The sequence below is a fragment of the Parabacteroides sp. AF14-59 genome (assembly GCF_003479515.1).
Taxonomy (GTDB): domain Bacteria; phylum Bacteroidota; class Bacteroidia; order Bacteroidales; family Tannerellaceae; genus Parabacteroides; species Parabacteroides faecis.
This window is the reverse complement of record NZ_QUHH01000002.1, coordinates 147,681-171,213: the sequence shown is the minus strand read 5'-3', so window position 1 is coordinate 171,213 and position 23,533 is coordinate 147,681. Positions and strand designations below refer to the sequence as shown.

The window sequence follows — 23,533 nt, the reverse complement described above, 5'->3', positions numbered from 1 at the left end:
ATGGTTCTCCTTCGGGAGAACCATTCAGTAGCCCGTGACGGACGAACAAGTAGAGTGATGAATATTAAGTAATGAAATAAAGTTCTTCTGTCGAGTACTCCTGCGAAGGAGGAAAGCAGACAAAAAACAAGCCTCTCCGGTTGATGCCGGAGAGGCTTTGTGTTTTTTAAACTTTCGTTATCATTTCCAAAAAAGTATATGCATATTCCTCATTTGGAACAAGTTATTAAATATTCTGTTTATATTTGCAAGTTATCAACAGTTAGGGCGACTTTTCAACAAAACGAGCATTGTTTTGCTTAAACCTGATTTCGTTAGGTTTTTAATGTTTAGTTTTGCCGCTGAATTAATAGACGAAGTATGGGAAAGATTATCGCTTTAGCAAATCAGAAAGGTGGAGTTGGTAAGACAACGACCACGATTAATCTGGCTGCATCCCTCGCTGCACTCGAAAAGAAAGTGCTTGTTGTTGATGCGGACCCGCAGGCAAATGCCTCCTCCGGACTGGGTGTGGATATTCGGAATGTCGAGTTGTCTATCTATGAATGCCTGGTGAATGGTGAGGATGCCAAAGGAGCCATTATCCCTACCGAGGTAGAAGGACTGGATATTATCCCGTCACATATCGACCTTGTTGGTGCGGAGATTGAAATGCTGAACATGGAGAACCGTGAACAAATTCTGAAACAGATTCTCGTTCCCCTCAAGGATATGTACGATTTTATCCTGATTGACTGTTCTCCCTCTCTGGGGCTGATCACAGTAAATGCCCTTACTGCAGCCGATTCGGTCATGATCCCCGTTCAATGCGAGTATTTTGCACTGGAAGGTATCAGTAAACTGTTGAATACGATAAAGATTATTAAATCAAAGCTGAATCCGGCTTTGGAAATCGAGGGATTCCTGCTGACGATGTACGATTCGCGCCTTCGTCTGGCCAACCAGATATACGAAGAGGTGAAACGTCCGTTCCGTGATCTCGTTTTTACAACCGTTATCCAGCGTAATGTGAAGCTGAGCGAAGCCTCCAGCTACGGTAAACCGGTATTACTTTACGATGCTGAATCGAAAGGAGCGCTTAACCATATGCAGTTGGCACAGGAGCTGATAGACAAAAACAAATAAGTAGAATTATGGCAGTAATGAAAAGATCGGCACTTGGCCGTGGATTGGATGCTTTGATCACGATGGACGATCTGAAGACAGGTGGTTCGTCTTCTATCAGCGAGATAGAATTGAGCAAGATTCAACCCAATCCGGAGCAACCCCGTTCTATATTTGAGGAAGAAGCACTGGAAGAACTGGCGACTTCTATCCGTTCCCTGGGTGTTATCCAGCCGATAACCCTGAAAGAGATGGGACCGGAGAAGTACATGATCATCTCCGGTGAACGCCGCTATCGTGCCTCCCTGATGGCAGGTCTGGAGCAGATTCCTGCCTATATCAAGACAGCCGCCGACGAGAACGTAGTCGAGATGGCGCTGATCGAAAATATACAGCGTGAAGACCTTAACTCGATAGAAATTGCGTTAGCCTATCAGAAGCTGATAGATAGTTATGGTCTGACCCAGGAAAAACTCAGTGAACGGGTAGGAAAGAAGCGGGCGACTATCGCCAACTACCTTCGCCTGCTGAAGTTACCGGCTGAGATACAAATGGGGTTGAAAGACAAAAAGATAGATATGGGACATGCACGTGCCCTGCTACCGGTAGAAGATCCGGAAGTGCAGCTGGCATTGTATGAACAGATACTGGCAGAAGGACTTTCCGTTCGTAATGTGGAAGAGATCGTCCGTAACGGGGCGGAGGCTGTAACTCCGGAAAAGAAGGAGAAGGCAGCAGGACGCAAGCAGATGCTTCCCGAAGAATTTAATCTGCTGAAAGATCATTTGTCCCGGTTCTTTAATACAAAAGTACAACTGGCATGCAACGAGAAGGGGAAAGGACGTATCACGATTCCTTTTACCTCGGAAGAAGAATTGGAAAGACTGATCGGTCTGTTGGATAAATTGAAATAAGTTGACGGTATATTCGTGAGGATGAAATTAAAAATAAGCAGGATACTGTGCTTACTGATGGTGCTGACAGGTATCTCTTTATATTCGAAAGCACAAGGTAAGGCAGTTATACTTGACGCCGATACGGTGGTTGTTGCGCCACCTGACTCTACTGTGCAGGCTGTACTTCAGTCTGCCGATTCGGCAAGCCAGGTCAACAAGGTGAAGGAAGTCGATATGAAACCGTTCAAACCCAATCCGACAAAGGCGGTCATCTTTTCGGCTATTTTGCCGGGGTTGGGGCAGATATATAACAGGGCATACTGGAAACTTCCTATTGTATATGGCGGTTTTATGGGATGTATCTACGCGATTACCTGGAATAATAAAAACTATAAGGATTATTCGTCGGCTTATTTTGATTTGATGTATGATGTGAAGAATAATCCGGATGATCCGAAGAAATGGAGTGAATCGTGGGTATCCATAGCCAAGAAGAACGGATATGAACCCGAAAAATTCATTACGGACACACGGTGGCAGGATAATATCAAACGCCGTAAAGATTATTTCCGTCGTTACAGGGACTTGAGTATTATCATTACAGCCGGTGTTTATGCCATCTGTATGATCGATGCTTATGTGGATGCCCAGTTGTTCGACTTCGACATATCGCCTGATCTGAGTATGCGGCTGGAACCGATGGTTATGCCAAAGACCAGCTTCAGCGAGCGTATATATGGCCTGAATTGCAGTATAAAATTCTAATAACACATGAAATACTTATTATCATTACTCTGTTTCTGCTGTTTCGTTACTGTTGCCCATGCACAGGAAACAATAACTGAAAATGAAGAACCTCAGTATTCGGACCTCTCTGCCGATTCTCTGTCGGTCGATGTGGGCTTGATACCCGAAAGTCTGGATGCAGATGTCGACAGTCTGCTTCGTTCCTGGCATGTGCAATATTTCTCCAAACGGGATGAATACTGCCATGACGATGAAGCAAATGTGTGGTTCCCTGACTCTGTCTACCGGGAACGTCTGGAAAGTTTGCCGCGTGTTATTTCTTTACCTTATAATAAGGTAGTACGCGATTGTATCGATTTATATGCCGACCGCCGCCGTAACCTCGTACGCTATATGCTGGGTATGGCGGATTTTTATTTTCCTATTATCGAGCAGGTGCTGGATGAACATGGTTTACCTATTGAACTGAAATATCTGGCTGTAGTGGAAAGTGCCTTGAATCCGGTCGCTTTATCCCGTGTCGGTGCCTGCGGTTTATGGCAGTTCATGCTTCCGACAGGTAAGATTTACGGTTTGGAGATCAACAGCCTTGTCGACGATCGCCGCGATCCGGTAAAAGCCACTCATGCTGCCTGCCGTTATTTTAAAGATATGTATGCCATCTACGGTGACTGGAATCTCGTGCTGGCTTCTTATAACTGTGGCCCAGGTAATGTGAATAAAGCGATACGCCGTTCGGGAGGTAAGACTGATTTCTGGGAGATATTCCCTTATCTGCCCAAAGAAACCCGGTCGTATGTTCCCCTGTTCATTGCAGCCAATTATATTATGAACTACTATTGCGATCATAATATTTGCCCGATGCAAACAAGTATGCCATTGGCTACTGATACGGTTGTGGTTACAAAAGCATTGCATCTGGAGCAGGTGGCGGAAGTGTTGCAAATGGATATAGAGCAGGTCCGTGCCTTGAATCCGCAATATAAGCGCGATATCATTCCCGGAAACACAGAACCATCCGTACTGAAGTTGCCGGTAAACCAGACATATGCTTTTATTGATAAAGAAGATACGATTTACACTCACCGTGCGGAAGATTTGCTGGAGAATTGCCTGGCCTATAATCCGAATGGAACCGAGAGCGGAAAATCATCTAATCGTGAAAAGATAACCCATCGTGTAGCTTCCGGTGAAAATATTTATACAATATCCGATCGTTATGGCGTGACACCGAAAGAAGTGCGCCAGTGGAACGGATTGAAGTCAAATCGTTTGGCTAGTGGTCGCCGCCTGACTTTGTATGTTGATAACGGAGGTGTGGCTTTTGCTTCCGCAACGAAGTCTAAAACGACACAGAAGACGACTTCTTCATCCGAAATTGTTGAAAAACAGAGTAATGGCTTTATCTCTTATAAGGTTAAATCGGGAGATTCACTGTATACGATCTCTAAAAAGTATCCAGGTGTATCCGCTGCTTTGATACAAAAGGCGAACGGATTATCGAATGCAAATATTCGTCCCGGTCAGGTTCTGAAAATTCCTGTGGGATAAAACATGCTATTTTCCCGGCTTCCGTGCTGATGTTTCATGAATATTTGTATATTTGTGGTTACAGACGTTAGATATAAAAAGAAGAGGTTGTAACCATGAGCGATGCGATAGACACAAAAGACACAAAGGATGCAGGTGAAATGACACCGGCTATGTTGGCGGATGAAAAGATGATCCAGGACGGTTTTAATGAGTTGCTGGACGACTATCTGAAATCGAACCACCGGAGAAAAGTGGAGCGCATTACCAAAGCGTTTAACTTTGCCAACCAGGCACATGCAGGCGTGAAACGTCGTTCCGGTGAACCTTATATCATGCACCCTATCGCTGTTGCACGGATTGTTTGCCGTGAGATGGGATTGGGGTCCACCTCTATTTGTTCGGCATTGCTCCATGATGTGGTGGAAGATACGGAGTATACCGTACAGGATATCAGCGATATGTTCGGTCCGAAGATCGCACAGATCGTAGACGGACTGACTAAGATCTCCGGAGGTATCTTTGGAGAACAGGCCTCCGCCCAGGCGGAAAACTTCCGTAAGCTGTTGCTTACCATGAGTGACGATATCCGTGTGATCCTGATCAAAATAGCCGACCGTCTGCATAATATGCGAACCTTGGGTTCCATGCTTCCCGCCAAACAATTCAAGATTGCCGGAGAAACACTTTATCTCTATGCTCCTTTAGCGCATCGTCTGGGTCTTTTTACTATCAAAACGGAACTGGAAGACCTGAGTTTCAAATATGAACATCCCCAGGAATATGATTTTATCGAACAGAAACTGAAGTCTACGGAAGAAAGTCGTAATACTTTATTCGAGCACTTTGCAATCCCAGTCGATAAAAAGTTGAAGGATATGGGCTTGAATTATGAAATGAAAGCCCGTGTGAAATCAGCCTATTCCATCTGGAACAAGATGGAAAGTAAAGGAATCACTTTTGAGGACATCTATGATCTGTATGCCGTCCGTATCATTTTCGACCCGCTGCCGGGTGTGGATGAAAAAAATATGTGCTGGGATATCTACTCGGCTATTACGGATATTTACCGTATCCGTCCCGACCGTATCCGCGACTGGGTGAGCCGTCCGAAGGCGAACGGATATCAGGCTCTTCATCTGACGGTCATGGGACCCGACGGACAATGGGTGGAAATACAGATCCGCAGCCGCCGTATGGACGATATCGCCGAGAAGGGATTTGCCGCACACTGGAAATATAAAGAACACAGTGTGGAGGAAGATACCGAACTCGACAAATGGCTTCAGACAATTACTGAGATCCTGGAAAGTCCGGACCCGAATGCACTCGACTTCCTGGATACGATCAAACTGAACTTGTTTACTTCTGAGATATTCGTATTTACTCCGAAAGGAGATATCAAGACGTTGCCACAAGGTGCAACAGCGCTTGACTTTGCTTATGCACTACATACCAATATCGGCAATAAATGTATCGGGGCGAAAGTAAATCATCGTCTGGTGCCTCTCAGTCATCCGCTGGCCAGTGGAGACCAGGTGGAGATATTGACTTCCCGTTCCCAGGAACCGCAGGCAGAGTGGCTTAATTTTGTCACGACGGCAAAAGCCCGTTCGAAGATCGATGCCGTACTAAAACGTGCCCGTAAGGATGCCGCCAAGCTGGGAGAGGAAAAGGTTATTGTTGCCTTCAAGCGTTCGGAAATGGAGCCGAGTACTTCCAATCTGGATAAGCTCTGTATGTATTTCGGTTTCTCCAAACGTGAGGAGTTTTATTATGCTGTAGAAAAAGGAGATGTAGCCTTACCCGATAACATAAAGAAATTATTGAAAGAGAAGACAGACAATGTCTTATTCAAATATGTAAAGCAGGCACTGGGTGTCGGCTCTAAGAATAATAAGTCGAAAGAGGAAACAGCGCAGGAAGAAAAGCCGAAAGTAAAATATGATAAGTCGAAGCCTTATATTTTACGTGAAGAAGCTTTCGAACGTAACTATGTGATTGCAGAATGCTGTAAGCCGATTCCGGGTGATGAAGCGCTGGGCTTTATCAACGACGACGGAAATGTCGTTGTTCATAAACGTTCCTGTCCGATCGCCATGCGGTTGAAGAGTAGTTTTGGCGAACGTATCCTGAATACGGAATGGAGTAGCCATAAGAATGCTTCTTTCGAAGCTACTTTGGAGGTGAAAGGTATCGATTCGATCGGCGTTCTGAATACGATCACTAAGACGATCGCCGATGATTTCAATGTAAATATCATGCGTCTGCTTATTGAAGCGAAAGACGGTGTGTTCGAAGGAAGGATCAAGATGAAAGTACACGATGTGGAAGATATCCAGAAAATGTGTGTGACGCTTTCAAAGATCAAGAACATTAAGTCGGTCGGTCGTGTGGCAGACTAACAAGGTAGGTATTTTAACCCCTTAAAATACACATTTCTAGGTATTGTCTTTATACCGGAGATATATGACCTTTGTCTTCATCAATTAAATTATAAAACAGATGAAGACAATTGGTATTTTTTACGGTTCTTCAACCGGGACAACAGAAGATATTGCAAAACGTATAGCAGCCAAATTAGGTGTGGATGCTTCTAACCTGTATGATGTAGCGAAGGCTTCTCCTTCGGATCTGGGTAATTATGAAGCGTTAATTCTAGGTAGCTCTACCTGGGGAGCCGGCGATTTGCAGGATGACTGGTATGATTTCCTTGCTAAGATAAAAAAGTTGGATTTATCCGGTAAGCTCGTGGCTATTTTCGGTTGCGGCGACTCTTCCTCTTTCAGCGACACTTTCTGTGACGCTATCGGAACGATCTATACTGATTTGCAAGGTACAGGATGCACATTTATCGGAAATGTGGCAACAGACGGTTATTCCTACGATGATTCGACAGCTGTTGTCGACGGGCAGTTCGTCGGTCTTCCGCTGGATGAACTGAATGAAGACGACCAGACCGAATCCCGCCTCGATGCATGGATCGCCTCTTTGAAGAAAGAAGGATTGGAGTAATTGATTTCAAACGTATATTATTAAGATACTATCAGTCAGCATCATGGTAATGGCCAGAGATAATAAAATTCCCGGAGAGGTAAAGGTTTTTCTGAATCATATCTACGAATATAAAAAAGGGGTACGAAGCATGGTTTTGTGCACGATTAATAAATCTTATGAAAAGATTGCAACCGATCGTCTGGAAAGCCAGCAGATTTGTTATGCGAAGCAGGATGCCGGTGAGCGGAGCGTCAATATCTATTTCGGCAGGCCCGAATGTATTGAAGCCATCCGTTTACTGGTTACCCGGCCTTTGAATTTGCTTACTCCGGAAGAGGATTTTATTCTCGGTGCTTTACTGGGATATGATATTTGTATGCAGTGTGAACGTTTCTGTACTAAGAAGAAACAGGCGTTATCATCTGACCTGGCTGGTATGGTTGGATAGTTTTCCCTAAAATTGTTTATTTACAGAAGAGTGTCATACTTTGGTATGGCGCTCTTTTTGTTTGCCCAGCACGACCATATTCTATCGGATACAAGTCTCTAACGCACCCTAACAGCGGGAAGCGTCCAGTCGCAGTAACGGTAACCCCTCAATCCTTGGGTTATACAGCCAATTACATCGTGGTTGAAGAACCGCTATATGCTGAACGGCACGTACAGTGGTGTGAGAGGTCGGAAAATGAAGTAGGAGGAAAACTTCTTCATTTTCCTCCTACTCGATTGTTGAGACACCGAGAAGTCATCATTAATATCTTTTTTCCCCTATGCTTAAAATTTGATTTGTTTGTCTAACCAATAACTTTTAATATATTTGCGTTGTTTAACTGATTCTTTCGGATAAAATCTGGTAAATTTATAGAAGAAGATGGGTTAACGTATTCCGCATCGTATTTGTAAATATGGTGTGGGGGTATGTTGCTTATTTACTTCTACGGTTTTCCAGAGCTTTCCGATAGATAAGTTACTGTTCTCACACTTCATATATAATTAAAAAAGTATTATTTGGAGATCGAGAAGCCGTGATTTAATTTACACAGAAGAAAGATGCTGGCTGAAAAGAAAATACTATCTGACCATTTTGAAGAAATATATGTCTCCTGGTTTTCCCGGATGAAGTATTTCGCATTGGAGTATGTCGTGTCGGAAGAAGACGCCGAGAATGTCGTGCAAGACGTATTTACCGAGCTATGGGAAAGAAAAGAAATACTGGCATATGATGTGAACCTGGTCGCCCTGCTCTTTACTTCGATCAAGAACCGTAGTATCGACCTCTTACGCCACCGCATTGTTGTGAAGGAAGCTGTCAACCTGATGCAGGAAGAATATCAGGCTACTTTGCGGATGAAACTTGCCTCTCTGGAATTATTCGATCAGTCCTTACTCTCCGAGCAAGATATCGAACGGATTATTACCGAAGTAATAGATTCTCTACCAGAAAAATGTCGGAAAATTTTTATCAAAAGTAAGATAGAGGGTAAAAAGCAGAAAGAGATAGCTGTCGAATTGAATATTTCCCTTAAAACCGTTGAAAACCAAATGTCTATCGCCTATAAGAAAATTAAAAGCGAATTGAAAGACTATCTCCCCTTATTAATATTTTTGCTCGCTAATTAAAAAAAAACGTTTATCCTCTTGGGGGTTTTGGTTTCCTGATCCGTTTATTAAGAACAAAAGCGGAAAATATGAACGAACGGATACATAAATACTTTTATGAGGAACTTTCCACGGAAGAGCGACTATCCCTGCTGCGCGATGTCGAGGCGAGCGAAGAACTCAAAAAAGAATTTGCAGAATATCAAAATCTATATGCCTTGTTGAACTTAGGACATCAGGTACAGGATAAAGCAATCGGCAAACAGAAATACGATCGCTTTATTTTACAGAAGCAACACGCTATAATGTGGAAGCGTTGGACACGCCGGATTGGGTATGCGGCTGCTATTCTGATATTAGTCGTTTCAACAAGTATATTGACATATTGGTATGCACAGCCTGAGCAAACGGAGTTTTTATCGGAGAATGTGATGAATACTGTGTACGCTCCTGCCGGACAGCGGGCACAACTGGTCTTGCAGGACGGGACGGAAGTCTGGTTGAATGCAGGATCTCGACTTGATTATCCTTCTGCTTTTGCAGAAGAGAGAAGAGTCTATCTTACAGGTGAGGGATTTTTTAAAGTTGCTAAAGATAAAACAAGACCATTTGTAGTTTCTACACAAACGATTGACATAAAGGCTTTAGGTACGGAGTTCAATGTACTTAGCTATCCAAAATCAAAATATGCGGAGGTTTCTTTACAAGAAGGTTCTGTCAAAGCTTATTTCCCTGAATCTGAATCTGAAGGATTGATTTTGTCTCCGGGACAATTGTTGGTGCAAAAGGGAGATTCATTAAAGCTAGAGAATATGAATTGGGATGAGTTGCTTTGGAAAAAGGGAATTTATGTTTTTAGAAAGCAAAAATTGGAGACTATAATAGAAAAGCTGGCATTGTATTTTAATGTAGATATAATTGTCCGGAATCCAGAAATACTGGAGTATGAATATGTCGGTAAATTTCGTCAAAGGGATGGTATTATGACTATTTTGAAGGTGATTCAGGATATTCATCATTTTAAGATTGAGAAAAATGATGAGTTGAATCAAATCGTTTTATCTAAATAATGTGTTTAATATTTTAAAATAAATGTATCTATGAGCCCATGAAAAAATGTAAATCGGCAGATATTGCAGTATCTGCCGATTTTAGAAAGTAAACCTGTTAGAATAATTAGTATTTACTTAATTTACAAATGTATGAAAAAATCCTTGTTAATATATGGGGAATACCCCAAAATAGTAAAAAAAACGTTCAGAGTTATGAAAGCAGCTTTCTTTTGCATGTTCGTTTTTGTTTTGCATTCTTTTGCTTTTGACAGTAATGCACAAGATGCAGTGGTAGAACTTCGGTCAGAAAATCTTTCGATAGAAGAACTGTTTAAGGAAATCGAAAAGCAGACAGATTATTTGATAGTTTATAGTACAAGTGAAATAAACTCTAATTTTAATGTGTCGCTAAGTAAGAGAAAGGCAGTAGTTGCGGACTTATTGAATGAAGCGCTGAAAGGGCAAAACTTGCAGTATAAGTTTTCTGATAATTATATCGTTTTACGGCTTGGTCAAGCGATAGAAGAAAAGAAACCAGGAAAATATACATAAAATCTCTGGAAAAGACGAATAAAAAGGGACAAATGTCTTCGTAATGCCTGTCAATAAGGCGTTTGCGAAGACAAATGAGGACAGGCGAAAAATCGAGGTAACGTAAAGGAAAGCGGATTTATGAAGAAGAACGGTCTCCAAATCATTACCCGCCGAATGGTGATTTTTAACACACCGTGTTGTATTTGGCAGCTTGTGGCACAGGTTGGCATATCAAGGTCTAACTCGTTGAGTAATAACTTTGCAAACAAAAAACGAGTATGGCAAGAAGCACATTCAAGGTTCTGTTCTACGTGAACGGCAGCAAGGAGAAAAACGGTATTGTCCCCATCATGGGACGAGTGACAATCAACGGGACTGTGGCGCAGTTCAGTTGTAAGCAGAACATCCCGAAAACGCTTTGGGACGTGAAAGGAAACAAGGCGAAAGGCAAGAGCCGCGAGGCACGAGACATCAACCTTGCCCTTGACAACATCAAGGCGCAAATCATCAAACATTACCAGCGCATTTCAGACCGCGAGGCATTTGTTACGGCTGAGATGGTGCGCAACGCCTATCAGGGAATCGGCAGCGAGTATGAGACGCTGCTAAAAGCATTCGACCGTGAGAACGAAGTGTTCAAGAAACGGGTAGGCAAAGACAGGGTAATGGCTACCTATCGGGCACGTGTACGGGCAAGAAACCATGTAGCCGCCTTTATCAAGTCGTTTTACAGACGCAGCGATATGTCCATGTTGGAACTTACTCCCGATTTCATCAAGGAGTTCGCCGCATACCTCTCGACTGAAGCCGGATTGCGGAACGGTTCGATATGGGCAAACTGTATGTGGCTGAAAGGCGTGGTCATGAAAGCGCATTATAACGGGTTGATACCGCGCAATCCTTTCATCCAGTTTCATATCAGCCCCAATGTGAAAGAACGGGAATATCTGACGGAGGATGAACTGAAAGCGGTCATGACACATGAGTTTGCAGACAGCAAGCTCGCATACATCCGTGACATTTTCATCTTTGCCAGTTTCACCGCCTTGTCATTCGTGGACATTCAGGAACTGACGAATGACAACATCGTGGAGGTGAACGGCGAGAAGTGGATATTGTCCAAACGCCACAAGACAAAAGTCGCCTTCCAAGTGAAGCTGCTGGATATACCCTTGCAGATAGTCGAACGCTACCGACCGATGCAGAAAGACAATCGTATATTCCCCGGCTTGAACTATTGGTCTATCTGCAAACCGTTGAAACGGATGATAAGGGAATGTGGCATAACCAAGTCAATATCATTTCATTGCAGTCGTCATGGCTTCGCAACATTAGCTTTGAGCAAGGGGATGCCCATTGAAAGCGTAAGCCGTGTGTTGGGACATACGAATATAGTCACGACCCAACTCTACGCAAAGATAACCACGCAGAAGCTCGACAACGACCTGACCATGTTCGGCGACAAACTGAGTAAGACGTTTAACGGAATAACGATGTCATGAGTATGAGAAGAAACAGCATAACAGTGAATGAATCCGGCAATATCATCATGCCGGAGAATGTCTCAAACATTTGGATGAGCGAGCCGGAATTGGTGGAACTGTTCGGAGTAATTGCTCCGACACTTCGTTCTGCCATCAGAAACATCTATAACAGTGGAGCATTAAAAGAATACGAGGTACAGAAGTATGTTCGGCAGGAGAACGGGTATCATGCCGATGTGTTCAGCTTTCCGATGATAGTCGCACTTGCTTTCCGCATTGACAGCTTCGGTGCGGAACAGGTGCGCAATGCCATATTTAAAAGGCTGTACTTGCGAAAAGAGAAAACAAATATCTTCTTTTCGCTGGGTATAAATGGTTGGGATATGTCTAATTATCAGGCATAAGTTCTAATGATATGACGACATGAAGTAGTGAGACCTATGCGTATTCCCATTGCCAACAATGTATTTATACGAGTATGTGAATAGGTGTATTGCCATTCATACGTACGATTACGACAAACCCGAAGAAAAATCCATTAGAATGGCATTTCTTCGGGCTTTTGTTGTATGTCATAAAGCCAAATCCAAGAAAATCTTACGTGAGGTATGCGTGAGTTGTTAATCCGTTCTGCGCTAATTGCCGAGTTTTGCACTGATTAAACAAAAAAATGAAGTGCTAATGAAACAAGGCAACTTTGAAAATGAGGAGTTTATCCGTGTGGGTACTACCCTCTACAAGTTAGTGAACCAGCCCCGTCTGAACGGAGGCTATGTGAAGAAGCGCATCGTGTGGAACAACGAAACACTGCGGCAGGACTACGGCAAGGACTATCTCGCCACCGTGCCGAAGTACGACGGCTTCTGCACCGTCCCCGACCATGTGGACTACCGTCCCGTGGTGGACAAGTTCCTGAACCTCTACGAGCCGATAGGACACCGTCCGCAACAAGGCGAGTTTCCCTGTATCCGGTCATTGGTGCGCCATATCTTCGGTGAACAGTATGAATTGGGCATGGACTATCTTCAATTGCTCTACCTGCAACCCGTGCAGAAACTGCCTATCCTGCTGTTGGTATCAGAAGAACGCAACACGGGCAAGAGTACATTCCTGAACTTCCTGAAAGCTGTGTTTCAAAACAATGTCACTTTCAATACCAACGAGGACTTCCGCAGCCAGTTCAATTCCGACTGGGCAGGAAAACTGCTCATCGTGGTGGACGAGGTATTGCTCAACCGCAGGGAGGACAGCGAGCGGTTGAAGAACCTCAGCACCACACTTTCCTACAAGGTGGAAGCCAAAGGCAAAGACCGTGACGAGATAGCGTTCTTTGCCAAGTTCGTGCTATGCTCCAACAACGAGTATCTGCCTGTTATCATTGATGCAGGTGAAACACGCTATTGGGTGCGCAAGATAGACCGTCTGCAATCCGATGACACAGACTTCCTGCAAAAGCTGAAAGCTGAGATACCTGCCTTTCTGTATTACCTGCAATACAGACAACTTTCCACCGAAAAGGAAAGCCGTATGTGGTTTGCGCCCTCTTTGCTGCATACCGAAGCCTTGCAGAAGATTATCCGCAGCAACCGCAACCGATTGGAGATAGAGATGTGCGAACTTATCCTTGACATTATGGAAAGTGTCGGCACGGACACATTCTCGTTCTGCCACAACGACATTCTTCTTTTGCTGGTACATTCGCAGGTAAAGGTGGAGAAGCACCAAGTCAGAAAGGTATTGCAGGAATGTTGGAAACTTACTCCTGCCTCTAACGGGCTTACATATACCACTTACCAATTCAATTACAATCGGGAGTGCCGATATGAGCCGATAAAAAGAGTCGGTCGTTTCTACACCGTCACAAGGGAACAACTTGAATCCCTGTAATACTATTCTTTTTTTGTTGAATTGATGAATAATGATATAACCATACTGATAATAAACAGCATACACTCTCAACAAATTCTCAACAATCGAAAAGAAAAGTTGAGAGGGAAACAGCATCAGTTTGTTGGATTCTCTATTTGTGAGTGGTTTGTTGAGAAGATGTTGAGAATATAAAGCATTAACGTATAGGACAATACATATCTCATTCATCAAATCAACGTTTTTACAGTCATCATCAAATCCATAGAAATTATATCATGAACATCCAAGAAGCAAAACAAATCAAAATTGCGGACTATCTGCAAAGTTTGGGTTATTCGCCCGTAAAGCAACAGGGAAACTGCCTGTGGTATAAATCCCCGTTCCGTCAGGAAACGGAAGCCTCGTTCAAGGTGAACACCGACCGCAACCTGTGGTTCGATTATGGACTGGGAAGAGGTGGTAACATCATCGCACTTGCAGGGGTACTGTACGCATCCGACCATGTGCCTTATCTGCTTGGCAAGATAGCGGAACAGGCACCACACATCCGTCCCATATCTTTCTCTTTTCGCCAGCAGGCATCCGAACCGAGTTTCCAACATTTGGAGGTGGGCGAACTCACCCATCCGGCATTGCTCCGATACTTGCAGGAACGGGGCATAAACATCGCTTTGGCAAAGGCGCAATGTAAAGAGCTCCACTTCACCCATAACGGCAAGCCCTATTTCGCCATCGGTTTTCCGAATGTGGCGGGAGGATTTGAAGTGCGTAACCGTTTTTTCAAAGGCTGTGTCGCACCCAAAGACATCAGCCATATTCGGCAACAGGGAGAAGCGAGAGAGAAATGCCTTGTATTCGAGGGCATGATGGACTATCTTTCATTCCTCACGTTGCGGAAGAGGAACTGCTCGAACTTGCCCGACCTTGACAGGCAGGATTACGTCATCCTCAATTCGACCGCCAATGTTTCCAAAGCTATAGATGTGCTGCACGGGTATGGACGTATCCACTGCATGCTCGACAATGACGAGGCGGGAAGAAAGGCGTATCGGGAATTGGAAAGGAAGTTCGCCGGACGCATCCGCGACTTCTCCGACAACTACAAAGGGCATAAAGACCTGAACGATTACCTGCGTGGAATCCGGCAGAAATTAGCCGTTAGTCCACCGCCAAGAACTATCGTAAAACCCAAGAAGAAAGGGTTGGGATTATGACATCCCGAATGAGAAAAACGGGAGATGCCCGAAACTCATTCCTTAAGGATTGGGAGGTAGCAAGTTTGTGTTTCGGGTGTACCGAAACCGCTTGCCACCCACCATCCAAATTGCAGGAGGTGGCATCCCGTCGGTCTATACAGTTGAATCAGTAACCGAATTAAAAGGAATAAAATATGGAACAGACAAAGGAACACAAGGAACGCAACAAGGGAGGTCGCCCCAAGAAGGAAGCAACCGAGAAACTGAAATACCGTATCGCAGTGAAAATGACGGCAGCCGACTACTTCCGCCTGCTGACACGATCGCATGAGGCGGGCGTATCACCAAGCGAGTACATGAGGGAATGTTTCCGTAACGGTCATGTGAAAGAACGGCTGTCGGAGGAACATGCCGGATACATCCGCCAACTCTGCGGCATGGCTAACAATCTCAACCAGCTTGCGCGTAAGGCAAACGCCGGAGGCTTCCACGATGAACGGTGGGACTGCAAGGTGGCAGTGGCAAGGATTCATGAACTTATAACCAAGATAGGGATATGATGGCGAAAATCGTAAAAGGAAGCGACTTCAAGGGTGCGGTGGATTACATCATCGACAAGAAGAAGGATACGCAGATAGTAGCAAGCGAAGGCTTGTTTATGGAAAATCTGGAAACTATCGCCATGAGTTTCAATGCCCAGTCACGGATGAACGATAAGGTGACAAAACCTGTCGGACATATCGCGTTGAGTTTTTCCAAAGAGGATGAGTTACGGCTGACGAACCGTATCATGGCAGGCATCGCGCTTGAATATATGGAACGGATGGGAATCAAGAATACGCAGTTCTTCATCGCCCAGCATTTCGACAAGGAGCATCCGCACGTGCATATTGCTTTCAACCGCATAGACAACAACGGCAATACCATATCGGACAGGCACGAGCGTCTGCGCAGTACCCGCATCTGCAAGGAATTGACCTTGAAATACGGCTTGCATATGGCTGGCGGAAAGGACAATGTCAAACGCAACCGCCTGAAAGAGCCAGACAGGACGAAATATGCGCTTTACGACATCATCAAAATGGAAGTCGGCAGATGCGGCAACTGGAACGTGCTTATCGCCAACCTGAAACGGCAGGGAGTGGAAGTACATTTCAAGCATAAGGGGCAGACCAGCGAGGTGCAGGGTGTTGTATTCTCCATGAATGGCTACCATTTCAACGGCTCCAAAGTGGACAGGCGTTTCAGTTATTCCAAGATTGACGCGGCTTTGCAGCACAACAGATGCAGGGAACGTATGGGAATAACAGCCGGAATATATGAAACGGCTACACCAAGCGCACCGTCCGGCACGGCACAAAGCGAGTTGTTCAACGGCTCTTGGGGATTGCTAAAAAGCAGTGGCTCATCTTATAACGCTGCTGATGCGGAAGCCAATCAGGAAATGGTGGATATACTTCGCAGAAGGAAGAAAGTTAAGCGCAAGAGAGGTGTTGGGTTCTAATATTCTGTACTAATCCAATTCTCACGACACTTGCGCTCTATATTCATTCGGAGTGTAACCTACCTCTTTCTTGAACAGTCGGGTAAAATGTTGCGGGTACTGAAAACCGAGATTATAGGCGATTTCATTAACGGTGTCGTCTGTAGATGCAAGTTCCGTCTTGGCTATTTCAATAGACTTGTCATGAATGAAATGCAGGGCGGTTGAACCTGTTTCTTTTTTCAATAAATCACTGAAATAGTTGGGCGAGAGGCAGAGCTTGTCTGCACAATACTGTACAGTGGGCAAGCCTATCCGTTTAGCAGCCCCATCATGGAAGTATTCGTCAAGCAACCGCTCAAATCTTGCGAGGATGTCTCGGTTTTGGTTGTCGCGTGTGATGAACTGACGGTCATAGAAACGTGTGCAGTAATCAAGGAACGTCTTGATGCTGTCTGTGATGAGGTTCTTGCTGTGACGGTGTATCGGATGGTTCAATTCATATTGAATCTTGTGGAAGCAATCCATGATGATTTGCCGTTCTTCCACACTAAGGTGCAATGCCTCGTTTGTCTCGTAGGAAAAGAACGAATATTCACGCATTATCCGCCCGAGAGGTGTATTCCGCAGCAGGTCGGGATGGAACATAAGCAGGTAGCCATCTGGTTGGAACTGCATGCCGTCATCTTCCGCACCGAACACCTGTCCGGGCGCGATAAATATCAGTGTGCATAATTATTCCTAAGTCTGTGAAACCGGAACGCATGAAGCAGAATCTCGACATATTAGACTTCACCCTGTCGGCCGACGACATGGCACGGATAAAGACGCTGGATACCGACAAGCCTTTCTTACTCGGCTCGCACGAAGATCCAGAAATCGTAAAATGGTTCATGCAGTACAAAAACGCCTGAACATCAACAACCATATTTCGATAGCCGCTATCGACTATATTAAGAAGTTATTCGTATATGCCTTTATTGTAATCCGTCATGTACTGAGTAAATGTTTTGCCTGTTTGCTGTTTGAAGAAGCGCATGAGATGGCTCGGATCAGAGAAATTGAAATCATCCGCCATTTCACTGACAGTGCGGTTGGAGAATAGCAATTCGTTCTTCAGTTCCTCAAGCAGACGTTGTTTTATCAAATGGGTAGCTGATACTCCGAATTGGGCTTTTACTGAGTTATTGAGTGTGATGCGACTGACATGAAGCATGTCTGCATATTCCTGCACCCGCTGGTGGGTGCGGATATTCTGTTCCAACAAGTCCTTGAACCGAAAAGCGAAATTGTTTTTAGCAATTTCAGCGGGCAAGCAATAGGCGGCAGCGTATGTACGATTGATAATCAGCAAAAGATAATATAGTAAGGAAACAATGATATTGTACGTATCGGACACTGGATTCATCAGCTCATACTTAATCTTTCCGAGCAGCCGCATATATTCCTTCATTTCGTCATGTGTGGCATTGATGTAAGGCGGCGTATCTGTCTGGTAACAATACAAAAGGCGAAAAACGAAGAACTTGTCGGCGATAAAAGTACGCATGAAATCTTCGCGGAATATAAGGAACGTGTAATCCAACGCCGTCTCATCTACATGCCACTCTTGTTGCTGATGGGGTGAAAGCAGGAGAACCATGCCGTCGCGCAGTTCAATCTTGCGGAAGTTCAGTAGCAAATATCCGTTTGCCTTACGGAAAAAGTAGAAGCTGAAGAAGTCTGTCTTAAACCGCTTGTTTTCTGTCAGCACAAGTCCGATGTCCTTGTTTATGGCAGTATTGATGTAAAAATCCACGCCGCAGCGTGTCTTGTTGAACGGTACGCTGACCAGTCGATCAGGGTTGATTATCTCGTCCATATCCTTGTCGTTTTTGCAAAGATAATAATTTCATTTATCAAAATGGCATAATTACCGTTTTTTCAGGCATAGATGTTTCGCCGGATTCTTCCGAACTTTGCACCCGTAATCAATAACAAGACATATAGTCATGAAAAAGACATCTACAGTACAATTGGTGCGCAATGCCACCTTGAAAATCAGGTATGCGGGACACACCATGCTAATTGACCCCGTTTTAGCCGACAAAGGCACTTTGATATCGGCCCTCGGTGTGAATAAAACACCGAGGGTACACCTCACCATTCCTATTCAGGATATTATCGGAGGCGTGGACATGGTGCTCCTGACCCACAATCACATCGACCATTACGAGCCGAGTGTCCCCACACATTTGCCCAAAGAAATTCCTTTCTACGTTCAGCCCCAGGACGCGGACGCCATCAGAAACGACGGATTTACAAATGTGATACCCATCGAAGAAATAAAAACAATAGACGGCATATCCATTTACCGCACGACCGGACATCATGGTTTCGGGCAGATCGGGCAGATGATGGGACCTGTATCAGGTTATGTGCTAAAAGCCGAGGGCTTCCCGACCGTTTATATAATGGGTGACTGCCGATGGGAAGCATGTATCCGAGACACCGTGGAACGGTTCAATCCTGACTATATCGTGGTAAACTCCGGAGGTGCAATCTTTCCCGAATTTTCCAAAACGGACGGTCCTATCATCCCCGACGAGAACGAAGTGATGCAGATACTTGACGAATTGCCTTCGCATATCAAGCTGATAGCCGTACACATGGATGCCATCGACCATTGCCAGACCACCCGTGCAATTCTGCGCAATGAGGCAACGCATCACGAAGCCGACATGAGCCGGCTGATTATCCCGGAGGACGGAGAAACAGTTGTGTTATGAGTGTCTGCATTAAATCCCTGATAAAAAACATGAACATAGTGGTAGGGTGCACTATAGGATGCCCTTACTGCTATGCCCGTAACAACTGCCGCCGTTTCCACATTACCGACGACTTTTCCGTGCCTGAATACATGGAACGAAAACTGCGCATCATCGATACGTCCCGTCCTCATGTGTGGCTCATGACAGGAATGAGCGATTTCTCCGATTGGAAGCCTGAATGGAACGCAGAAATTTTCGAGCGGATCAGCAGCAATCCCCAGCACGCCTATATCTTTCTGACGAAGCGCCCTGACAAAATCAGTTTCTCCTCTGACGACGAGAACGTATGGATGGGCGTGACCGTTACGCGCAGTTCCGAGAAAAGGAGGATTGATGATTTGAAAAAGAATATCAAAGCACGACACTACCATGTCACGTTTGAACCTCTCTTCGATGATATCGGCGAGATTGATTTCGAGGGAATTGACTGGATTGTCATAGGCACAGAGACCGGAAACCGAAAAGGAAAGTCATATTCGCGCCCCGAATGGGTGCTTAGCATTGCAGAACAGGCAAAGGCTCATGGCATACCGGTGTTCATGAAAGAGGATTTGCTGCCGATTATGGGCGACGAAAGAATGATTCAGGAATTGCCGGAACAATTTACCAGACGAATACAATGAATATGGATACAATAAAGGAAATAGATGTAAAGAGTGTAATGACCAAATCCTCTCTGCCGGTGGGAGGATATTCGGTCAACCCTTATGTAGGGTGTCCCCACGCCTGCAGGTATTGCTACGCATCGTTCATGAAACGGTTCACCGGGCACACCGAGCCGTGGGGTACGTTTTTAGATGTAAAAAACTGGAAGCCGATAACGAATCCTCATAAATACGACGGTGAACGTGTTGTAATAGGGTCTGTGACGGACGGTTACAATCCGTATGAAGAAGAATTCCACCGTACCCGAAGGCTGCTCGAAGAGCTGCGAGGAAGCGATGCCGAGATTATGATATGCACAAAGTCCGATCTTGTCCTTCGCGATCTCGACCTGTTGAAGAGTTTTCCCAAAGTGACTGTGTCATGGTCTGTCAATACGCTCGACGAGCAGTTCTGCGCAGATATGGACAACGCCGTAAGCATTGAACGCCGTCTGAAAGCGATGCGTCAGACATACGAGGCAGGTATCCGCACCGTATGCTTCGTCTCGCCCATATTCCCCAGAATAACAGACGTAAAGGCAATAATAGAGGAGGTAAAAGATTATGCTGATTTAATCTGGCTTGAAAACCTGAATTTACGCGGGCAGTTCAAAGGCGGGATAATGACGTATATCCGTGAGAAGTATCCTGACCTCATACCGCTTTACGAGGAAATTTACAATAAAAAAAGGCTTGAATACTGGCAGGCATTGGAGCAGGACATTTCAAATTACGCCAAGGAGCAGGGCTTCCCGTATCGTATAAACGATCTGCCATACGGACGCTCGGAAAAAGGCAAACCTGTCATCGTAAACTACTTCTACCACGAAAAAATACGATTGACAAAATGAGGCTATGCCGGACTGATGCAGAAAAGTTGTAGCGCGGATAAAAGCACCATGTATGTGGATAATATCCGGCAATCTTCCGAGCGTATGCGGGAGATGCTCAACACGCTGCTGGATTTCTTCCGTCTGGACAACGGCAAGGAGCAACCCAACCTTTCCCCTTGCAGGATTTCCGCAATCACGCATATTCTTGAAACGGAGTTCATGCCCATTGCCATGAACAAGGGGCTGACTTTGATAGTGGAGAGCCACACCGATGCGGTGGTTTTGACCGACAAGGAACGTATCCTGCAAATCGGCAACAACTTGTTGTCAAACGCCATCAAGTTCACGGATAACGGTAGTGTATCATTGGCAGCGGATTATGATAACGGTTTGCTGAAACTTATCGTTGAAGATACCGGTACGGGCATGACCGAAGATGAGCAACAACGAGTATTCGGTGCATTTGAACGTCTTTCAAATGCCGCCGCAAAAGACGGCTTCGGATTAGGATTGTCCATCGTGCAGCGTATTGTGGCGATGCTCGGTGGAACTATACGCTTGGAAAGCGAGAAAGGCAAAGGGAGCCGCTTCACGGTGGAAATTCCCATGCAGACAGCCGAGGAACTGCCGGAACAGACAATTCAAGCGCAAATGCGCCATAATCATATCTGCCATGATGTGATTGCCATCGACAATGACGAGGTACTTCTCCTTATGTTGAAAGAAATGTATGCCCATGAAGGGATGCACTGCGATACCTGTACCAATGTTTCGGTACTGATGGAGCTGATACGAAAAAAGGAATACAGCCTGCTTCTGACGGATCTGAATATGCCTGAGATAAGCGGTTTTGAACTGCTGGAACTGTTGCGCTCATCCAATGTAGGCAACTCGAAGAGTATTCCCATAGTCGTGACAACCGCTTCGGGCAGTTGCAGCAAGGAGGAACTTATAGGGCGTGGATTTGCCGGATGCCTGTTCAAGCCGTTCTCCATATCCGAACTGATGGAGATTACGGATAAATGCGCATTAAGCAGCATATTGGATGAAAAGCCGGATTTTTCCACTCTGCTATCTTATGGCAATGAATCCGTCATGCTGGACAAACTGATAGCGGAAACCGAAAAGGAAATGCAGGCGGTCAAGGATGCAGAACAGCGTAAAGACCTCCAAGAACTGGACACACTTACACACCATCTGCGAAGTTCATGGCAGATTCTCCGTGCCGACCAGCCATTGAGGGAACTTTACGCCCAACTTCATGGAAGTGCCACTCCAGATGACGAAGCGATATGCAAAGCGGTGACCGGCTGTGCTGGATAAAGGTGCTGAAATTATCCGGCAGGCAAAAGAAGAAAGGAAAAATACGAAAATGGATAAAACAAGAATCATCGTGGTGGAGGACAATATCGTGTATTGCGAGTTTGTCTGCAACCTGCTGGCACGGGAAGGATTCCGTACCGTGCAGGCTTACCACCTCTCGACCGCGAAGAAACTTCTGCAACAAGCCTCAGACGGGGACATCGTGGTTTCTGACCTACGACTACCCGACGGTGACGGCATCGACCTATTACGATGGATGCGCAAGGAAGGCATGACACAACCGTTAATCATCATGACCAACTATGCCGAAGTGCATACGGCAGTCGAAAGTATGAAACTCGGCTCGCTGGACTATATCCCCAAGCAGCTTGTGGAGGATAAACTTATGCCTCTGCTTCATACCATCCTGAAAGAACGGAGTATCGGACGAAATCGTATGCCCGTTTTTGCCCGTGACAGTTCCGCCTTTCAGAAAATCATGCAACAGATAAGATTAGTTGCCCCTACTGATATGAGCGTGCTGATATTCGGAGAGAACGGCACGGGCAAGGAGCATATCGCCCACCATCTGCATGATAAGAGCAAAAGGGCAGGGAAACCGTTTGTGCCTGTGGACTGCGGTTCACTCTCCAAAGACCTTGCGCCCTCGGCATTCTTCGGACATGTCAAAGGCGCGTTTACGGGTGCGGACAGCACAAAGAAAGGATACTTCAATGAGGCAGAGGGTGGCACATTGTTCTTGGATGAGGTAGGCAATCTCGCATTGGAAACCTAGCAGATGTTACTCCGTGCCATACAGGAACGGAGATACCGCCCTATAGGTGACAAGACGGACAAGAGCTTCAATGTCCGCATCATCGCCGCCACCAACGAGGATCTGGAGAAAGCGGTCATTGAAAAACGTTTCCGACAGGATTTGCTGTACCGTTTGCACGACTTCGAGATAACTGTTCCGCCCTTGCGTGACTGTCAGGAGGACATCATGCCGTTGGCGGAGTTCTTCCGTGAGATTGCCAACAATGAATTGGAATGTAGCGTGACTGGGTTCGATGCGGAAGCCCGTAAGACATTGCTGACCCATCCGTGGCCGGGTAATGTCCGTGAGCTTCGGCAGAAGATAATGGGCGCGGTGTTGCAGGCACAGACGGGAGTTGTCATGAAAGAGCATCTGGAACTTGCCGTAACGAAACCGACCTCACCTGTCAGCTTCGCCTTGCGAAACGATGCGGAGGACAAGGAACGCATCTTACGCGCGTTGAAGCAGGCAAACGGAAACCGCAAGGTTGCCGCCGAATTGCTCGGAATCGGACGTACAACGCTGTATAGCAAGTTGGAAGAGTATGGATTAAAGTATAAATTTCAGCAATCATAGCCCGCAACTTGCCGAAAATAGAAGTAACGGTTAAACCGGATTATTCAGCGAAGATAAAAA

At 45.4% G+C, this 23,533-nt stretch carries 23 protein-coding genes and 2 pseudogenes; 23 read left to right on the top strand and 2 right to left on the bottom strand.

All coding sequences use genetic code 11. From position 1 onward, the window contains the following. Window positions 1-360 precede the first annotated feature (360 nt). From DWW23_RS02900 to DWW23_RS02825, 16 genes are all read left to right on the top strand, one after another. Window positions 361-1,125 carry a ParA family protein gene (locus tag DWW23_RS02900; RefSeq protein WP_122351783.1) on the top strand — a complete coding sequence of 255 codons (765 nt, stop codon included), beginning with the start codon at window positions 361-363 and terminating at the stop codon, window positions 1,123-1,125. An 8-nt stretch (window positions 1,126-1,133) separates the two neighbouring features. After that, window positions 1,134-2,018 carry a ParB/RepB/Spo0J family partition protein gene (locus tag DWW23_RS02895; RefSeq protein WP_122351782.1) on the top strand — a complete coding sequence of 295 codons (885 nt, stop codon included), beginning with the start codon at window positions 1,134-1,136 and terminating at the stop codon, window positions 2,016-2,018. A 21-nt stretch (window positions 2,019-2,039) separates the two neighbouring features. Continuing rightward, window positions 2,040-2,765 (top strand): DUF5683 domain-containing protein, encoded by a 726-nt coding sequence (locus DWW23_RS02890; protein ID WP_122351781.1) that lies wholly within the window; start codon window positions 2,040-2,042, stop codon window positions 2,763-2,765. A 6-nt stretch (window positions 2,766-2,771) separates the two neighbouring features. Next, window positions 2,772-4,298: a lytic transglycosylase domain-containing protein gene (locus tag DWW23_RS02885; RefSeq protein ID WP_122351780.1), complete on the top strand. Its 1,527-nt coding sequence runs from the start codon at window positions 2,772-2,774 to the stop codon at window positions 4,296-4,298. Window positions 4,299-4,393: 95 nt separating this feature from the next. Next, window positions 4,394-6,682 (top strand): bifunctional (p)ppGpp synthetase/guanosine-3',5'-bis(diphosphate) 3'-pyrophosphohydrolase, encoded by a 2,289-nt coding sequence (locus DWW23_RS02880; protein ID WP_122351779.1) that lies wholly within the window; start codon window positions 4,394-4,396, stop codon window positions 6,680-6,682. A 100-nt stretch (window positions 6,683-6,782) separates the two neighbouring features. After that, the gene (fldA, locus tag DWW23_RS02875) at window positions 6,783-7,292 is read left to right on the top strand and encodes a flavodoxin FldA (RefSeq protein ID WP_122351778.1); all 510 of its coding nucleotides are present in this window, start codon (window positions 6,783-6,785) and stop codon (window positions 7,290-7,292) included. A 49-nt stretch (window positions 7,293-7,341) separates the two neighbouring features. Continuing rightward, entirely contained in the window at window positions 7,342-7,722 is a 381-nt protein-coding gene (locus DWW23_RS02870) for a DUF2023 family protein (protein ID WP_187576590.1), read from the top strand. A gap of 602 nt (window positions 7,723-8,324) precedes the next feature. After that, window positions 8,325-8,894 (top strand): RNA polymerase sigma-70 factor, encoded by a 570-nt coding sequence (locus DWW23_RS02865; protein WP_122351776.1) that lies wholly within the window; start codon window positions 8,325-8,327, stop codon window positions 8,892-8,894. 68 nt (window positions 8,895-8,962) lie between these two features. Continuing rightward, complete coding sequence (locus tag DWW23_RS02860) at window positions 8,963-9,943, top strand: FecR domain-containing protein (RefSeq protein WP_122351775.1); 981 nt, start codon at window positions 8,963-8,965, stop codon at window positions 9,941-9,943. Between the two features lie 195 nt (window positions 9,944-10,138). Next, a complete protein-coding gene (locus DWW23_RS02855) occupies window positions 10,139-10,477 on the top strand; it encodes an STN domain-containing protein (protein WP_158583150.1) in 339 nt (112 codons plus the stop codon). Between the two features lie 260 nt (window positions 10,478-10,737). Then, window positions 10,738-11,961 (top strand): site-specific integrase, encoded by a 1,224-nt coding sequence (locus DWW23_RS02850; RefSeq protein WP_005775881.1) that lies wholly within the window; start codon window positions 10,738-10,740, stop codon window positions 11,959-11,961. Further along, entirely contained in the window at window positions 11,958-12,347 is a 390-nt protein-coding gene (locus DWW23_RS02845; protein ID WP_004328110.1) for a hypothetical protein, read from the top strand. Before DWW23_RS02850 ends, DWW23_RS02845 begins: the two co-directional genes overlap by 4 nt. A 277-nt stretch (window positions 12,348-12,624) precedes the next feature. Next, window positions 12,625-13,830, top strand: a complete 1,206-nt coding sequence (locus tag DWW23_RS02840; protein WP_004328112.1) for a primase-helicase family protein — start codon at window positions 12,625-12,627, stop codon at window positions 13,828-13,830. Between the two features lie 257 nt (window positions 13,831-14,087). Beyond that, a complete protein-coding gene (locus tag DWW23_RS02835; protein WP_005775883.1) occupies window positions 14,088-15,026 on the top strand; it encodes a toprim domain-containing protein in 939 nt (312 codons plus the stop codon). A gap of 176 nt (window positions 15,027-15,202) precedes the next feature. Then, on the top strand, window positions 15,203-15,568 hold the full coding sequence (locus DWW23_RS02830) for a MobC family plasmid mobilization relaxosome protein (protein WP_004329306.1): 366 nt from the start codon (window positions 15,203-15,205) through the stop codon (window positions 15,566-15,568). Further along, complete coding sequence (locus tag DWW23_RS02825) at window positions 15,565-16,512, top strand: relaxase/mobilization nuclease domain-containing protein (RefSeq protein ID WP_004329305.1); 948 nt, start codon at window positions 15,565-15,567, stop codon at window positions 16,510-16,512. Before DWW23_RS02830 ends, DWW23_RS02825 begins: the two co-directional genes overlap by 4 nt. A gap of 21 nt (window positions 16,513-16,533) precedes the next feature. Here DWW23_RS02825 and DWW23_RS26630 read toward each other — a convergent pair whose 3' ends face one another. Further along, entirely contained in the window at window positions 16,534-16,800 is a 267-nt protein-coding gene (locus tag DWW23_RS26630; RefSeq protein ID WP_233564251.1) for an AraC family transcriptional regulator, read from the bottom strand. A 24-nt stretch (window positions 16,801-16,824) separates the two neighbouring features. Between DWW23_RS26630 and DWW23_RS26625 the strand changes: the two genes are divergently transcribed. Both DWW23_RS26625 and DWW23_RS26365 read left to right on the top strand, forming a co-directional pair. Further along, a complete protein-coding gene (locus DWW23_RS26625) occupies window positions 16,825-17,226 on the top strand; it encodes a hypothetical protein (protein ID WP_230328329.1) in 402 nt (133 codons plus the stop codon). Further along, complete coding sequence (locus DWW23_RS26365) at window positions 17,217-17,405, top strand: hypothetical protein (protein WP_005775886.1); 189 nt, start codon at window positions 17,217-17,219, stop codon at window positions 17,403-17,405. Before DWW23_RS26625 ends, DWW23_RS26365 begins: the two co-directional genes overlap by 10 nt. Window positions 17,406-17,452: 47 nt before the next feature. Here the strand turns inward: DWW23_RS26365 and DWW23_RS02815 are convergent, their stop codons facing one another. Then, window positions 17,453-18,352, bottom strand: a complete 900-nt coding sequence (locus tag DWW23_RS02815) for an AraC family transcriptional regulator (protein WP_004329302.1) — start codon at window positions 18,350-18,352, stop codon at window positions 17,453-17,455. Window positions 18,353-18,482: 130 nt separating this feature from the next. Here DWW23_RS02815 and DWW23_RS02810 point away from each other — a divergent pair, with 130 nt between their 5' ends. From DWW23_RS02810 to DWW23_RS02790, 5 genes and pseudogenes are all read left to right on the top strand, one after another. Then, on the top strand, window positions 18,483-19,259 hold the full coding sequence (locus tag DWW23_RS02810; protein WP_004329300.1) for an MBL fold metallo-hydrolase: 777 nt from the start codon (window positions 18,483-18,485) through the stop codon (window positions 19,257-19,259). After that, complete coding sequence (locus tag DWW23_RS02805; RefSeq protein WP_004329299.1) at window positions 19,256-19,924, top strand: radical SAM mobile pair protein A; 669 nt, start codon at window positions 19,256-19,258, stop codon at window positions 19,922-19,924. Before DWW23_RS02810 ends, DWW23_RS02805 begins: the two co-directional genes overlap by 4 nt. After that, the gene (locus DWW23_RS02800; protein ID WP_004329298.1) at window positions 19,921-20,796 is read left to right on the top strand and encodes a radical SAM mobile pair protein B; all 876 of its coding nucleotides are present in this window, start codon (window positions 19,921-19,923) and stop codon (window positions 20,794-20,796) included. The genes DWW23_RS02805 and DWW23_RS02800 overlap by 4 nt, the downstream gene beginning before the upstream one ends. Beyond that, window positions 20,797-22,158: pseudogene (locus DWW23_RS02795) on the top strand (hybrid sensor histidine kinase/response regulator); the annotation flags it as partial. Further along, window positions 22,151-23,473 (top strand): annotated as a pseudogene (locus DWW23_RS02790) (sigma-54-dependent transcriptional regulator). The pseudogenes DWW23_RS02795 and DWW23_RS02790, both read left to right, overlap by 8 nt. Window positions 23,474-23,533 lie beyond the last annotated feature (60 nt).